Raw genomic sequence first — 16,187 nt, 5'->3', positions numbered from 1 at the left:
TGTGCCCCCTTCCATTAGTTATTTATCTAAATTTTAGATGTATGTTTAGAAACAGCGTTAATTATGCTTTCCCAGTCATCTGGATGGTTTTCATGGCCTGCCCCTTTAAGAGTTAATAGTACTGAGTTTGGAATTTCATCAATTAGTGCGAGGCCATGTTCAAATGGGAGTGCTGTATCGTCTGTTCCGTGAATAACCAATGTTGGTGCTTGTATGGAGTGAAGTACACCTTCATATGCATCATCACCTTGAAGTAAAGCGTGATTAAACATACTTAATAAATTGTTTGCGCGTTCTATTTCTTGTTTCACTTGTGTATAAACTCTATTTTCATTAAATATTCGTTCTGATCCACATAATAGACGAGATCCTGAAACTAAATATTCTGCCACATCATTTTTATTTGTCCAATCTATACTTGCGCTCTTTACATGATGTGTTAAAATCCTTTCATCCATTGGGGGTAAATCGCGAGTATTATTATCAGATCCTATTACACTAGTCGCTAGTAAAGTTAGCGTCAAAATTCTTTCGGGATGTTTTACAGCGGCAATTTGAGCAATCATACCACCTAATGACATACCAAAAAGATGGGCTTTATCAATATGATAAGCGTCTAATACTCCGATTGCATCTTCAGCCATATCTGCTACTGAATAATTTGAAGTGCCAGGTTCATATGTAACAGAGCGTCCAACATCGCGATTATCAAAGCGAATAACAAATTTTCCTGTGTTCGCCAACTGTTCACAAAATTCTTCATCCCAATATATCATTGAACAAGTAGCTCCCATAATTAATAAAATAGCGGGATCATTAGAGTTACCGAAGCTTTCTGTACATATATCAATACCGTTTATTTTAAATATCTTTTCACTCATAAAGTTAGCCCCATTTCTTTTGAATTTAATTAATAATACAGTTTTGAATAATTCTAAGATGTGTGTAAGATTCTTTTTGAAATTCATCCCGCTATTTGCCGGGCAGTAAGAGCCCGATTGGTGAGGAATGATTAAAGTTTCACTTTATAATGCTTTTTGCATAATTACCCCCAAAAATAAGTATATGGTAATTCAAGGCAAAAAATTTTGAGAAATAATTGTATGTTATTAAAATAAACAGCAAGGAGGAGAGGAAATGAAAGCAATCGTTATTGATCGATATGGTAGTGTTGAAGAATTAAAAGAAAGACAAGTTTTAAAACCGATTGTTAAGAATAACGAAAAAGCTCAACAATAGATAATATCCCATACTATAGTATGGGATATTATCTATTGTTGGCTAATGTGATATTGCTTCTAACAAATACTTTTTCGTATTGTATCATGTAATTTCTCTAATCCAATTTCCATATCTTTCTCGTTTAACATTGAATAGCTAATTCTTAATTGGTTATCATTTGTTTCGTAGTTTAATAGACAAGCTGTTCCTGGTAAAAAAGAGACATCTACTTCATTTGCTTTTTGTAATAAGGTAAAGGGATCTATCGAATCAGGCAGTGTCACCCATAAATTAAAACCTCCATTTGGTATTTCAAAGTGTAGTTCTTTTAATGGCGATAATATATCAATTGTTAAATCACGTCTCATTTGTAAAGCTATACGTAATTTTTCTAAATGGTTTTTCATACGTTCTGCACGTAAAAACGGTAGAAGTGCCTTTTGTGTTAATAAAGGACTACCGATATCCATTGAACCTTTTACTGCATATAGCCATTCAAAAATAGGACCATCGGCAATAAGTGCCGCGATACGCAGTCCTGGTGCTAACGTTTTACTAAATCCTTTTATATATATTACGTGGCCATCCTTATCAAAACTTTTGATTGGGGGCGGGACTATAGCATCCTCAAAATATATTTCTCCGAAAGAATCATCTTCAATAATAAAAAATTGATATAGCCCCGCTAGTTCTATAAGTTCCATTCTTCGTTCTTTACTCATTACTGTACCTGTCGGATTCTGAAAGGTGGGATTCGTATACAATAAAACGGGATTTTTACTTTGACAAATATCATCAATTAAGTCGGAGCGAACTCCATGATTATCAAGAGAAACGGGAATGATTTGAACACCTTTATTGATGAAAACATCAAGCGCGGCACTGTAACATGGACTTTCTACTAATACGATATCTCCAGGTTTTAATAATGTTTGAGCAATTAAATCAATTCCTTGTTGTGCTCCGCTTGTAATTAATAATTGAGATGGGTCTGTCACTAAATTCTGGTGTTCATATAAGTAATTTACTATTTCAACTCGCAATTCATAATCGCCTTGAACTGGCCCATAAGTTGCTAACAACATCGGATTTTTATCCAGCAATTTATGCATTTCATCTGCCAAAAATGGATTTGGTAACAGACGAGGATACAGAATTGCTTGTGAAAAATTATAATATTTACGGTGCTTATTCATTGCATATTGAGAACGCATAACATTAATCGTTTTCGTTTGTTGCCATTTATACGGAATTGGTTCGAAATCTTTCTTTACCCGTTTATATATGTAAGCACCTTTTCCTTGTTCGATGCGTATATACCCTTTCGTTTCTAATTGTTTATACGCTTTACGAACTGTTAATACATTGATTTGTAAATCTGTGGCCATACAACGTAAAGAAGGAAGAGATTCACCATGTGAAAGCATACCACTTTGTATTCTGTCAACAATTTGCATATATATTTGCTTGTAATACGGTATGTTTGATTCTTTACGCAATACAATCTTCATAGGTTCACCTATTTTTCTTTTTAATTTAATTAAAGCGAAAAATATATAGGGAATCAACTACAACTTGAAGTAACTGTTATATGTACCGATACACTGTTATACACCATACCCTCTATACTCATTTTAAGAGTAAAAAGGAGGAAGAAAAATGGTCATTTTTAATTACATTTTAGTATGTATTATTTTCGGGACAACATTTTTAACGATAAAAATTGGAATTGAAGCAGGGGCGCCACCGTTGTTTTCAGCAGGAATTCGCTTCTTTTTAGCGGGTATAATCCTTATGATTCTTTTTAAATTAAAGCGAAAAGAAATTATGCCACATATATTTTCAAAACGTATTATGTATGCTGGATTTTGTTTAACATTTATGACATTCGCAAGTTTATATTGGTCAGAACAATATATTTCTTCGGGATTAGCTGCTGTTCTTTCTGCTACGGGACCAATGATGATTTTATTAATACAAGCAAAGAGGAATAGGGAGAAATTACAAAAGGAACAACTCGTTGCTTTAGTTATTGCACTAGTAGGTGTTATATTTGTTTCTTTACCAGGAATGCATCAACAAGTAAGTTTCATATGGAGTATTGCTTGTATTGTTTTAGTTATAGGGGAGCTATTTTACGGAATAGGCTCTATTCGTTCGAAAGAAATACTGTCAGATTTATCAACTGTATCACCATTTCTTATTAACGGTATTCAAATGTTTTATGGAGGGATTTTACTACTCATCGCATCTATTATTGTAGAACAACCAAATGTAACCGTATTAACTTCATGGAGTGTGCAATGGCCTATTTTATATCTCATATTTATCGGATCGATTGGTGGACACGGATTATATTACTGGCTCTTATCAAAAACAAATCCAGTATTTCCATCGACGTGGTTATATGTATCACCATTAATTGCAATAATTGTGGGATATATCATTTTAGGAGAGCCTTTAAATCCTACAATGGGAATGGGGGCTTGTCTTATATTGATTGGTGTATTTTTGGCCAATCGTTCAACACTACGGACTTATTTCAAAAAAGGGCGGTTATTAGAGAAGGAGATGTAGTTTAATAAAGCAACAGCCCTGTATATTACAGGACTGATAAAATCAAAAACACAGTTGGAAAAATAACCAACTGTGTTTTTGATAATTAATTCACTTTTTTAATAAAGCCTTTATAATGACGTTTTACAAGCTGGCTTTCTAACGTCTTCATAGTTTCTAGTGCTACACCGACAATGATAAGTAAGCTTGTACCACCAATTTGAGCAGAAGGTGGTAACGTAGCAATTTTCGTGAATACGAGTGGTAATATAGAAATAGCACCTAAGAAAATTGCACCGATAAATGTTAAACGGTATAGAATTTTAGTTACATATTGTTCAGTTGCTTTACCAGGACGAATACCAGGAACATATCCATTTTGCTTTTTCAAATTCTCAGCCATTTGTTCAGGATTTACTTGAATAAATGCGTAGAAGTATGTGAAAGCAACGATAAGACCGACATAAAGTGTCATTCCAATTGGATGTGCGAAATCAAGATTTGCAACTAACCATTTTGATACGCTTGAATCAGGGAAGAGCTGCGCAATTGTACGCGGCGTCATTAAAAATGCAGAAGCAAAGATAACTGGTATAACACCAGCACTATTTACTTTAAGCGGTAAATGAGTGTTTTTTGCTCCTTGATATTGATTGTTTCCTGAAACAGCTTTTGCATATTGGATCGGTATTTTACGTACAGCTTGTTGAATGTAAATAACACCAACAACTATCGCTAAAATTACGAGTCCAATTAAAACAATTTTTATTATGTGCATAAATAGCTGATCGCCAGCATTTTGGAATTGTTGTAAATAAATTTGATTTGCAACATTTGGAATCGCGGCAACGAGACCTGCGAAGATAATCATCGAAATACCATTACCAACTCCGTTAGCGGTAATTTGTTCGCCTAACCAAAGTAAAAATGCAGTACCTGCAGTTAAAACTGTCGCAATAAATAAGTATGTAGTCCAGCTTTGATCTGTTATTAATTGTCCACCTGCTATATTATTAAAGCCATAAGACATTCCGATGGCCTGTATGAATGCGAGAATGATTGTAAAGTATCGAGTGAATTGAGCTGATTTCTTACGGCCCATTTCTCCTTGCTTTGCCCATTCCGAAAATTTAGGTATAACATCCATTTGTAGTAACTGTACTATGATGGAAGCTGTAATATATGGTGTAATACCTACAGCAAAGATTGAGAAGTGTTGCAATGCTCCTCCACCAAATACGTTTAACATACCTAGAACGTTAGCTTGATCTTGTACTTTTAATACCTCTGCGTTAGTATGAGGAACTGGAATAAACGTGCCAATTCGAAAAACGATTAACATCGCTAGTGTAAAAAGGATTTTCCTTCTTATCTCAGCTACTCTCATGAAATTTGAAATCGTACGAAACATTATGTCGCCTCCTATATTTTTATCAGTAAAAAACTGATTATTATACCCTATGAAGTAACCACAAACCTCCTTCCGCACTAAATTCATTTGACAAATGGATTTTCATACACTTTGTAGTTTTCACGGATATAAAAATATAAGGTGTTATATAAGCGACCTATACACTTCACGTAATCATTCAATACCCATAATATATCGAATAAATTAGCAAATGTACATACATACGCATTAAAAATGAATAAATAGGGTCATTTTTTACATTTATTTAATGATAAATTGATAGGACATTATACTGGTAAATGCGCTTCGTATATTCCTTTAATCAATTAAAATCCTCCACCTTTTTATTTTCTTACAATTAATATATCGATTTAAAAAGAATGTAAAATCAAATAAAAGTATGAAAGTACATACTACTTTAGTAGTAATAGTAATCAATTATATTTCAATTCAAATTCATCTCCCGCTGATTAAAGTTTCACTTTATATGATTAGAGAATTCTTTTTATTTAAGAAGGAATAAATGTTAAAGAAAGCTAATTAAACAGTGTACATATTTATAGGGGAGAAGATATAAATGAAAGTTGTTATAAAAAAATTACCACCATTAGAAGTAGCGTATATAAGACGAACTGGTAGCTACTTTGAACCGCAAGATCACTGGGGAAAGTTACTGAATTGGTCAATTGAAAATAAACTGTATCCACCAGAGCAATCCTTTATCGGAATATCATTGGATAATCCTGAACTTGTTGCAAGTCATAAGTGCCGGCATGATGCATGTGTTACGATTCCTGAAAACTTCGATAAAGAAAAGTATCATGATGTGCAATTTAAAAAATTAGATGGAGGTACATATGGTCTATACCAGTTCTATGATGAACCTCATAAATTAAGTGAAGCGTATCAATACATGTATGTAGAGTGGCTACCAAATAGTGAGTATGATGCAGATTATGATAGAGATAATTTAGAGTTTTGCTTAAATAATGTTGCTGAAGATCTAGACGGAAAGTTAAAGGTTGATTTATTTGTGCCAATTAAAAAGATAAAAAAAAACAAATAAGTTCATTTGTGGCTTTAAAATAAAATTGGAATAGTAGTGAAAGAAAAACTTTTTTTGAAGATAATATCTCTAGCGTAGAAATTTAAGTATGTAGGTTGCAATGAAAGGAGAATCCACATGGATACATTTGTAAATGACAAGTTTTATGAAACGAGAGATCAATTATTTGAGGAAATTACTTTGTTGAGTGATGCTCAATTTAATAGGAAACCAGATAAGGATAAATGGAGTATTGCACAAGTTTGTCATCATTTAGTTTTATTAGATGAGAGAGTGATAACAGTTATTTCCTCAGGGTTAAAAAAGTTAGATAGTACCCAAAATGAGCGTAAAGAAATTCACACTATTTTATTAGATAGAACGAAAAAGTTTATAGCTCCAGAAATGATTGAACCAAGTATAGAACCATTTGAAGTGGAGCAAATGCTCAATATGCTAAACGAATCAAGAAAAGAATTGATGCGTTTCCTGAGTACAATAGAAGATGAGTCTATATTAGCGAAAAAATCAGTGATGCATCCAGCTCTTGGAGAATTATCCCTTGATCAGTGGATAGAATTGATCTATTTACATGAACAGCGTCATATTTCACAAATAAAAGAGATAAAATTGCTTTGTGAAATTGAAAAGTAAAAATTATTCCCTATTTATTGATACGTATTATAAACAGGGGAAACGGTTGATTCATATTGATTCAGAAGAAAACAAAAATAGAATGAAATTAGTTAAAAGTGACCAATAAGCTTAAGAAAATATGAAACTATCCGATTTTCTGTATAAGTGTAACCCCGTCTTAAATGAAGAGCGGGGTTATTTTTTTGAAAGTACACTTCACACGCTTAAGGAAGGAGTATTCTGTCAGAAAACGATAAAATACAATTCTGTTAGGGGATGTATGCAATTTATTCTCTTTATTTTTGCAACAGAACCACCTTCAAAATTATCTTTTGTAGTTGAAGTTTCCTGAATAATAAGTTACATTTTTAAAGTTCAAGCAACTTTATGAAAGTACAAAAAGGGGAGAAATATTATTATTATGCAAAAAATGAAATGGAAGAACTATGTATGTTACTTTGTAATTTTATTACTGCTTGGAACGGCAGTAATAGTCAAACCATCTATCTCTAAGGCTGAGGAATCTGAAGTTAATATTACATTGTTAGGTACTGCAGATATTCATGGTAGATTTATGCCTTGGGATTATGCGCTTGATGGAGCAAATATGAGTGGAAGTTTGACGCAGCTTTATACGGTTATAAAGAAGGTCCGTCAAGAAAATCCAAATACCATATTAGTAGATGCCGGGGATACAATTCAAGGAAACTCAGTAGAATTATTCAACGATAAGCCACAATCGCCAATGATGGTAGCGATGAATACAATGGGATATGATGCCTGGGCATTTGGAAATCATGAATTCAACTTTGGATTAGATACATTGAAAAAAGTTAGTGAGCAATATAAGGGAAAAACGTTAGCAGGAAATATTTATAAGGAAAATGGAGAGCGCTTTCTTCCTGCATATACAATTGTAGAAAAAGGTGGAATTAAAGTTGGGATTATTGGTATGAATACACCAATGATTAGTGATTTTGAAAAAGGGACAGATCACTTAAATGGTTTAGTGGTGAAAAATCCGGTAGAAGAGACGAAAAAGGCAATTAAGGAATTAGAAGGTAAAGTAGATGTAATGGTAGGAGTTATGCATATGGGACTAGAAAATGAGAATGGTATCCCTGGTACTGGTGTTCAAGATATTGCAAATGCTTGTCCAGAACTAAGTGCTATTTTTGCGGCTCATATGCATAAACTTGTAAAAAAAGAAGTTGTAAATGGCGTAATTATTACAGAACCAGATAAATATGGAACACATATTTCACGTATTGACCTTACTTTTACAAAGCAAGATGGGAAGTTGGCTTTAAAAAATAAAACTGCTACCGCTATACCTGTAAAAAATGCTGATGGGACAACGATATTATCCGATCCTACACTTGAAGAAACATTAACACCTTTTCACGAATATGCGAGAGGAGATGCAAATGTTGTAGTCGCTCAATTAAAGGGTAGAAATCTTGTTCCTGAAAATGAAATAAAGGGTATTCCAAGTGTTCAGATTCAAGAAACACCTTTATCAGATTTCTTTCATGAAGTTATGCTCTACTACAGTAAAGCAGATGTAGTAGCCCATCAAATTGATAATGATTATGCCCGTTTAGATACAGGCCCTATTAAGAAAAAAGATATTGCGTACAATTACCAATATGCCTTGGGAGAAATTACAGTATATAAGATTTCTGGAAAAGATTTAAAAGACTATATGGAATGGGCAGCAGGATATTTTAACTCATCTCGTGCCGGAGATGTAACCGTTAGCTTTGATAAAACCCGCCGTGCATCTAAATACAGTACGAACGATTTCTTTGGAGGCGTAAAATACGAAATTGACTTAACAAAACCATATGGAAGCAGAATTACAAATTTACGCTCTATTCGTACAAACAAACCAATCAAAATGAGCGATGTTATGACGTTGGGAATGAATGCATATAGAATGGAGGCTCTTCAGGCAAAAGGTGGAGCTTTAGAGGGGCGTAAGTTTGAACAAATTTGGTCATCTAAACAAGAGAATGCATTTGGAGAAACAGGCGGAACCATTCGTAACCTTGCTATTACATATTTAAAAGAGGTAAAGAACGGTGTATACACACCAAAAGTTATGCATAATTGGAAAATTACTGGTGTAGATTTACATTCTTCAGAGCATAAGGCGGTAGTTGATCTTGTGAATAAAGGGATTTTAGAAATTCCAAAAACAGAAGACGGAAAATACACAAATATAGCATCTATAAATACGAAAGACTCAATTTCAAAAGAAGAGATTATATTACTCTCACAAAAAGCAAATATTAATCCAAATCAGTTTAATCATGTAAAGACAAAAGGTGAATTTTACAAAAAACTTAGTAGGATTACTAAAAAAATATAAATTATAAAATTTCTTATAGTAATTGTTATTTTAATAACATTAAACCCACTCTTACAATAGTAAAGAGTGGGTTTTTATGTTGTTATTTAGAGGTAAGTATACTTTTATTACAATGAATATAGATAATTAATAACTAACCAATTGGGTGAGCACCTATAAGGACTCTCTTTTATTCAAATTAATGTACATATGTGTTCCGTTCATTATTTATAATATTGACCACAATTTATGTAATTTTGCATAATGTTACATAAATTGTGTATTTTCTCTTTTTTTAGACATTAATAGACAGTATACTTTGTACAAGCTTTCTATTTCAAAAATTATACGAGGTGAAATAATGAAAAACAAAAAGACATTAACTAAGGTAGCATTAACAACAGGATTAGCTTTAACAGCTGTGGCACCATATGGGGTAGGTCATGCAGAGGAAACAGATCAACTACAAGTTCAAATTCAGGAGGAATCGTTCCGTTCGGGTGAACTTACACAGCCGTCACAAAAGGCACCAGAAAATGTAGTAAAGGATGCACTTAAGGAGAAAACAGAACAAGCTCTGTCCCAAAAACAAGTCAATGGAGAAGCAGGAGTAGATTATAAAGTCCTTCAAAAACGTGGTTCGTATGATGGAACTACACTTGTGCGTATGCAGCAAACATACGAAGGAAAAGAAGTATATGGACATCAATTAACTGCACACGTAGATAATAAGGGTGTTATTAAAAGTGTTTCAGGCGATAGCGCGCAAAATTTAAAACAAGAAGAATTGAAAAAACCTATTAATCTATCAAAAGATGAAGCAAAACAATATATTTATACGAAATACGGGAACGATATCAAGTTTATTTCTGAGCCAGAAGTTAAAGAGGTTATTTTTGTTGATGAAAATAATGGACAAGCTAGCAATGCATACCAAGTTACCTTCGAAGCTGCAACACCAAACTATGTTTCTGGTACTTATTTAGTAAATGCACAAAATGGTGATATGTTAAAAAATATGGTAAAAGAATCTAACTTAAAAGCAAGTGAAAAACTAGTTGGAGCTTTAAAGAAAAGTAAACAAAGCAGTCTTACATCATTAACCGGAACAGGAAAAGATGATTTAGGTATTAATCGTTCATTTGGTATCTCTAAACAAAGTAATGGCAAATATGCTCTTGCTGATTATACAAGAGGGCAAGGCATTGAAACATATGATGTGAATTACAGAGATATTACTAAAGAAGAAAGCTATTATCCTGGTACATTAGCGACAAGTACTTCGGCAACATTTAACGATCCAAAAGCAGTAAGTGCTCATTACTTAGCAACAAAAGTATTTGATTTTTATAAAGATAAATACAAGCGTAATAGCTTTGATAATAAGGGACAAAAGGTAGTTTCAGTTGTACACGCTTGGGATTCTGAAGAGACGAATGATCCGAAAAATTGGCAGAATGCATTAAGTGCTAATAATGGAAGTATGCTTGTATATGGCGATCCTATTGTTAAAGCATATGACGTAGCTGGACATGAATTTACACATGCTGTTACTTCTAGCGAATCTAATCTTGAATATTACGGGGAATCCGGTGCGATTAATGAGGCGCTATCTGATATTATGGGAACATCTATTGAGAAATACGTAAATAATGGAAACTTTAACTGGACAATGGGAGAACAAACGGGATCTGTTTTCCGTGATATGGAAAACCCAGCTTCTGTGCCATCTTCACTTGGAGTGCCTTATCCAGATGATTACAGTGAATTTAACGATTTTAATGGATGGGATCAAGGCGGTGTTCATTTTAATTCAAGTATTATTAATAAAGTTGCGTATCTGATTGCAAAAGGCGGAACTCATAACGGAGTAACAGTTAAAGGAATTGGTGAAGATAAAATGTTTGATATTTTCTATTATGCAAATACAGATGAGTTAAACATGACTTCTAATTTCAAAGAATTGAGATCAGCATGTATTCGAGTGGCAACTAATAAATATGGTGCGAATACAGCTGAAGTTCAAGCAGTTCAAAAAGCATTTGATGCAGCAAAAATTAAGTAATTTAGAAATATAGTTATCATTCATATATTAATACATTATAAAAAACAGCTAATGTCATTTTAAGGATATTAGCTGTTTTTTACGTAGCAATGTATTATTGAAAATAAACTGACTAAGCAATAATGAGGCACTTTACCTGTAAGAAGTTGTGACAAATAAATAAGGTTTAAAATATATAAAAACAGAAAATTAATAATATATTGACCTCTTGATAGAAAGTCTATAAAATGAAAGCGATAACAAACGATTGCTTTAAAATGTTTTCCCTGATCTTTTAGTATTTACAAATATATGAAGGCATAAACAAATCTATTTTTTTAAGTACTAATGCAAACGTTTTCGTATTAAAAGGTCATTGAAATACATACGTGAAAATAGCCGATATGGAGGTGAAGTAAAAGAGATTTCTAGATTAATTTAAGCAGTGTTATTCAGTGTAAGCATAATAAATCGTTAGTAATATTTGAAGAAAGGGTGTATGTGATGCAAATTATAAAAAGATTAATTAACAAAACAGTTTTATTACTTACTTTAATCGTTATGTTATCATCTGTTTTCTCCTTTCAGAGTGTGAAGGCAGTTTCAAATTCGAAAACAACTGAAATTATCATTCATTACAAAGAAAAGCTTGGAAATACAAAAGACTGGAATCTTTGGTTATGGGGAGAAAATGCAAATGGTACATCTTATGAATTTACTGGTGAAGATGAATTTGGAAAATACGCTAAGATAAAAATAGACGGTGACTATAATCGTGTAGGATTTATAGTTCGAACAAATGAATGGGAAAAAGATGGTGGGGATCGTTGGATTGAAAATATAAAGGACGGTCGTGCTGAAGTATGGATCCTTTCGGGTGATGAAAAAGTATATAATTCTAAGCCTTCATCGGATCTCTCAATTCAAAAAGCAACTATTGATAGTTTCCATGAAATTACTGTAACGACTAATGTCCCGTTTCATATTAAGGAAAAGAAAATTGAAATTGAAGGCATTAAAATTAAGAATATTACTCCTTATGATATAAACAGTGGCGATATTACTAATAAGGTCAAAATAATTACGGAACAGAAAATTGATTTAAAACAAACATACAAAGTTAAAATAGAAAACTTAGCTGATACGAATACTGAAATTGGTAAAGTCATTCGTAGCGAAGAATTTGATAATTTATTTTATTATGGTGGTAACGATTTAGGAAATACATATACTCCGCAACATACAAAGTTCCGTTTATGGGCTCCTACTGCAAGCGAAGCGAAGTTAGTTACATATAAAAAATGGAGCGATAAAATAGGTGCTGAAATAAACATGCAACAAGATGAAAAGGGAACTTGGACAGCAGAACTAAAGGGGAACCAAAAAGGGCTCTTTTATACGTATAAGGTCAAAATTGGTGATAAGTGGACTGAAGCGGTTGATCCATATGTGCGTGCTGCTTCTGTAAATGGGGATAAAGGTGCAGTCGTTAATTTAGAAGAAACAAATCCAAAAAAATGGAAAGCAAACAAAAAGCCAAAATTTAAAAATCCGGAAGATGCTATTATTTATGAGTTACATGTACGCGATCTTTCCATTCAACCTGAAAGTGGTATTAAACAGAAAGGGAAGTATTTAGGTGTAACAGAAAAAGGAACAAAAGGGCCAGAAGGTGTAAAAACAGGACTTGATTATATAAAGGATCTCGGTGTTACTCACGTTCAGTTTTTACCGATATTTGATTATGCTTCTGTAAATGAAGAGACTTTAAATGAACCGCAATATAACTGGGGATATGATCCTAAAAATTTCAACGTTCCAGAAGGCTCCTATTCTACAAATCCTTATGAGCCGACTGTGCGAATAACTGAATTAAAGCAAATGGTTCAAACACTACATGATAATAATCTTCGAGTGGTGATGGATGTAGTATATAACCATATGTATAACGCTGCTGAATCTAATTTCCATAAGTTAGTTCCAGGTTATTATTATCGTTACAATGAAGATGGAACATTTGCAAATGGAACTGGAGTAGGAAATGATACTGCTTCAGAAAGAAAAATGATGAGGAAATTTATGATAGATTCCGTCACATATTGGGCAAAAGAATACAATTTAGATGGATTCCGTTTTGATTTAATGGGTATTCATGATTATGAAACGATGAATGAAATACGTAAAGCTGTTAATCAAATTGACCCTTCTATTATACTACACGGAGAAGGATGGGATTTAAATACACCTCTTGCAGCTGAGCTAAAAGCAAATCAAAAAAACGCAGAGAAAATGAAAGGGATTGCTCATTTTAACGATAATATACGTGATGGGTTAAAAGGTAGTGTATTTGAGGAGAAAGAAAATGGTTTTATAAATGGAAAGGAAAACATGGAAGATCGTATTAAAAAAGGTATTACGGCAGGTATTGAATACGATACAAATTCGTCTACCTATCAAGATCCAGAGCAGGTGCTAACTTATGTGGAAGCACATGACAATCATACATTATGGGATAAACTTGAGTTAACTAATCCAGGTGACAGCGATGAAGTGCGAACACAAATGCACAAATTGTCTTCTTCGATTTTATTAACATCACAAGGAATTCCATTTTTACATGCAGGGCAAGAGTTTATGCGGACGAAATACGGTGATCATAATAGTTACAAATCTCCAGACTCAATTAACCAGATGGATTGGCTGCGCCGTGCAACGTTTAATAATGAAGTAGATTATATGAAGGGTTTAATAGAATTACGCAAAAAGTACTCAGCTTTTCGAATGACATCTGCAGAGCAAATAAAAAAACACGTATCATTTATTGATGCTCCAAAAAATACTGTAGCTTATATAATAGAGGGGAATAAACATGAATACTTTACAGTGGCTCACAATGCAAATAGAGAAGCTGTTGAAATAACACTTCCATCGAAAGGGCCTTGGAAAGTACTAGTAGATGGCAAGCAGGCGGGAAGTAAACCACTTTATGTTGTCCATGACAATAAAATTAAAGTTCCTGCATTAAGTTCCATTGTTTTAAAATCAGAAAAACCGATTAAATAAAAGCGAAGAGTGTGGAAATAAATACTGAATTGAGCAAAGTTAATAAGGATTGCAAATGAAAAAAGCGAAGTGAAGATTATTCTCACTTCGTTTTTAAAGTTAATGTAATATAATTTCACATACTGTAATTATATTACAATTTAATAAAAAAAATAAGCAATAGATTATTTCTTTTGTGACAGTAGAAAGAGAAGATATCTTTGAGTTTATTTATAAAATTATATGAAATACATTCGTAATTCATATAATTTTTATTAAATATTCGAACATATAACGAACTAGATGTTCGAGTTGTATTAATTCCTACAAATCTTTTAAAAATAACAAAAGCGTAAAAAGTATATGGAATTAAAATAGAGAAAAGACACCATTCAAGGTGTCTTTTCTCTATTTTGAATATGAAATGTAAGTAACTCGATTGTATGTAATAGTATGTGATATTTTCACACTAACTGATTAAGAAAAATTTAAAACTCTTTTCTTAATCTATTTGTAATAAATTGCATCATAAAATTTTATCGATATAATAAATAAAACTTTCTCAACATTATTTGATTTAATAACTATATTCAACCGCTCTCCAATCTATTACAATAATTTCACATTGAAAATACATGAATATTCTCAATGTTATAAATGGTTTATACCTTATAGGATTACTATGGGAAAGGATGTGAAATATCAAAAAAAAAATCATTTTTTATGATGAAATAAAAAATTTTAATGAAGAAAAAGTTATTTCATTATTTTCAAGTTTCGTTAAAGTGCATGTATTTATAATCACTATGAGACAAGGAGCAGAATCTAAAAAAATTTTGTAAATTAGAAAATTGCATTTCAAAAATAAGTTAAACGTTTATGGAGGGTTATATGAGCGAGAAAATTTATTACTGGTCTCCGATTAAGCATTGGGAGAAGTTGCATAATGAAGTTTTGATAGGGGAAATGAGATTTACAGGTATTCTGTCTGAGTGGTTTCCTGATTTTTATTTTATGGCTCAAAAAGGTGTGAAAATTAGTGAACTAGTAGAGCGCTTTTCGTTAGGAAATGTAGAAGAGACACAAAAAAACATAGAGCTCATGATAAAAAATCGTGTGTTAGTAAGTAACATATTACACCCAAGAGAAGTATTTTCTTCACAAGAAAAGATTTTTCCAAATCCATATAGCAACCAGATTCGCTTTTCTAAAGAAGAGTTAGATAAGTATATGAGTGAACAATTAAATCGCACGCACGTTGCTGCACGGTCAACCGAAATTCAACTTGAAACAACAGATGAGCTACCCACTATAATCAAGGAACGTAGGTCTTGTCGTCAATTTGAAATGGAAAAATACATTAGTTTTTCGGAATTTTCCCAATTCTTATCAACTCTAAGACAGGTTAGGGAAGAAAAAATATACTATCATTACGCAAGTGCAGGCGGGCTCTATCCCATTGATATCTTTGTTTATATAAAACCAAAACGTATAGAGGGTATGAAAGCTGGATTTTATTATTATAACCCATCAAAAAATAGTCTTGTGATTGTAAACAACATTGATCAAGTGATCAAAAGTGATCATGAGTTAATTAATCAGGATTTATTTACTCAATCTGCATTCTCAGTTTATTTGGTTTATAATGCGAACGCTTCCATCCCGAAATACGGTTCAGATGGATATTTATTTGCTTGTATCGAGTCAGGCATTATCACTGCTACCTTAAATATGGTTGCTGAGACATTAAATTTAGGGGTTTGTTCAGTTGGTCATATGAAATTTGAAGAGATTCAGCAATTTTTATGTTTGGATAACCATCAAGTGTTTCTCCATGGGCTTGAAGTTGGCTTGAAAATTAACGAGTAGAAGAAATGAA

Annotated in this window: 10 protein-coding genes; 7 read left to right on the top strand and 3 right to left on the bottom strand. The window is 32.7% G+C overall.

Translation table 11 applies throughout. The features are described 5' to 3' along the window. Window positions 1-26 precede the first annotated feature (26 nt). The gene (locus ACS2QP_RS07270; RefSeq protein WP_001290778.1) at window positions 27-881 is read right to left on the bottom strand and encodes an alpha/beta fold hydrolase; all 855 of its coding nucleotides are present in this window, start codon (window positions 879-881) and stop codon (window positions 27-29) included. Window positions 882-1,298: 417 nt separating this feature from the next. Beyond that, entirely contained in the window at window positions 1,299-2,732 is a 1,434-nt protein-coding gene (locus ACS2QP_RS07265) for a PLP-dependent aminotransferase family protein (RefSeq protein ID WP_326265331.1), read from the bottom strand. Window positions 2,733-2,880: 148 nt separating this feature from the next. Between ACS2QP_RS07265 and ACS2QP_RS07260 the strand changes: the two genes are divergently transcribed. Then, window positions 2,881-3,798, top strand: a complete 918-nt coding sequence (locus ACS2QP_RS07260; RefSeq protein WP_438882271.1) for a DMT family transporter — start codon at window positions 2,881-2,883, stop codon at window positions 3,796-3,798. Window positions 3,799-3,883: 85 nt separating this feature from the next. On the opposite strand, the gene secY is transcribed toward ACS2QP_RS07260, so the two are convergent. Next, entirely contained in the window at window positions 3,884-5,188 is a 1,305-nt protein-coding gene (secY, locus tag ACS2QP_RS07255; protein WP_000490135.1) for a preprotein translocase subunit SecY, read from the bottom strand. Window positions 5,189-5,765: 577 nt separating this feature from the next. On the opposite strand from secY, the gene ACS2QP_RS07250 reads away from it, so the two are divergent. The 6 genes from ACS2QP_RS07250 (at window position 5,766) to ACS2QP_RS07225 (ending at window position 16,177) form a co-directional block, all read left to right on the top strand. After that, window positions 5,766-6,254 carry an AraC family transcriptional regulator gene (locus ACS2QP_RS07250; RefSeq protein WP_061457319.1) on the top strand — a complete coding sequence of 163 codons (489 nt, stop codon included), beginning with the start codon at window positions 5,766-5,768 and terminating at the stop codon, window positions 6,252-6,254. Between the two features lie 117 nt (window positions 6,255-6,371). Continuing rightward, the gene (locus tag ACS2QP_RS07245; protein ID WP_000379366.1) at window positions 6,372-6,887 is read left to right on the top strand and encodes a DinB family protein; all 516 of its coding nucleotides are present in this window, start codon (window positions 6,372-6,374) and stop codon (window positions 6,885-6,887) included. Between the two features lie 403 nt (window positions 6,888-7,290). Next, window positions 7,291-9,243 carry a bifunctional metallophosphatase/5'-nucleotidase gene (locus tag ACS2QP_RS07240; protein ID WP_001171089.1) on the top strand — a complete coding sequence of 651 codons (1,953 nt, stop codon included), beginning with the start codon at window positions 7,291-7,293 and terminating at the stop codon, window positions 9,241-9,243. A 340-nt stretch (window positions 9,244-9,583) separates the two neighbouring features. Continuing rightward, complete coding sequence (locus tag ACS2QP_RS07235; protein ID WP_061457318.1) at window positions 9,584-11,287, top strand: M4 family metallopeptidase; 1,704 nt, start codon at window positions 9,584-9,586, stop codon at window positions 11,285-11,287. 483 nt (window positions 11,288-11,770) lie between these two features. Continuing rightward, complete coding sequence (pulA, locus tag ACS2QP_RS07230) at window positions 11,771-14,329, top strand: type I pullulanase (RefSeq protein WP_061457317.1); 2,559 nt, start codon at window positions 11,771-11,773, stop codon at window positions 14,327-14,329. Window positions 14,330-15,199: 870 nt separating this feature from the next. Further along, window positions 15,200-16,177: a SagB/ThcOx family dehydrogenase gene (locus ACS2QP_RS07225; RefSeq protein WP_001290959.1), complete on the top strand. Its 978-nt coding sequence runs from the start codon at window positions 15,200-15,202 to the stop codon at window positions 16,175-16,177. Window positions 16,178-16,187: the final 10 nt, after the last annotated feature.

The sequence above is a fragment of the Bacillus cereus group sp. Bce019 genome (assembly GCF_051781745.1).
Taxonomy (GTDB): domain Bacteria; phylum Bacillota; class Bacilli; order Bacillales; family Bacillaceae_G; genus Bacillus_A; species Bacillus_A cereus.
Note: the sequence above shows the minus strand (reverse complement) of the source record. Positions and strands in the feature narration are given on the sequence as shown.

What these genes read in the sequence shown, in the direction of transcription:
- secY (WP_000490135.1), bottom strand. Translation starts at nt 5,188, where the DNA reads ATGTTTCGTACGATTTCAAATTTCATGAGAGTAGCTGAGATAAGAAGG.
- ACS2QP_RS07225 (WP_001290959.1), top strand. Translation starts at nt 15,200, where the DNA reads ATGAGCGAGAAAATTTATTACTGGTCTCCGATTAAGCATTGGGAGAAG.
- ACS2QP_RS07235 (WP_061457318.1), top strand. Translation starts at nt 9,584, where the DNA reads ATGAAAAACAAAAAGACATTAACTAAGGTAGCATTAACAACAGGATTA.
- ACS2QP_RS07250 (WP_061457319.1), top strand. Translation starts at nt 5,766, where the DNA reads ATGAAAGTTGTTATAAAAAAATTACCACCATTAGAAGTAGCGTATATA.
- ACS2QP_RS07265 (WP_326265331.1), bottom strand. Translation starts at nt 2,732, where the DNA reads ATGAAGATTGTATTGCGTAAAGAATCAAACATACCGTATTACAAGCAA.
- ACS2QP_RS07245 (WP_000379366.1), top strand. Translation starts at nt 6,372, where the DNA reads ATGGATACATTTGTAAATGACAAGTTTTATGAAACGAGAGATCAATTA.
- pulA (WP_061457317.1), top strand. Translation starts at nt 11,771, where the DNA reads ATGCAAATTATAAAAAGATTAATTAACAAAACAGTTTTATTACTTACT.
- ACS2QP_RS07240 (WP_001171089.1), top strand. Translation starts at nt 7,291, where the DNA reads ATGCAAAAAATGAAATGGAAGAACTATGTATGTTACTTTGTAATTTTA.
- ACS2QP_RS07270 (WP_001290778.1), bottom strand. Translation starts at nt 881, where the DNA reads ATGAGTGAAAAGATATTTAAAATAAACGGTATTGATATATGTACAGAA.
- ACS2QP_RS07260 (WP_438882271.1), top strand. Translation starts at nt 2,881, where the DNA reads ATGGTCATTTTTAATTACATTTTAGTATGTATTATTTTCGGGACAACA.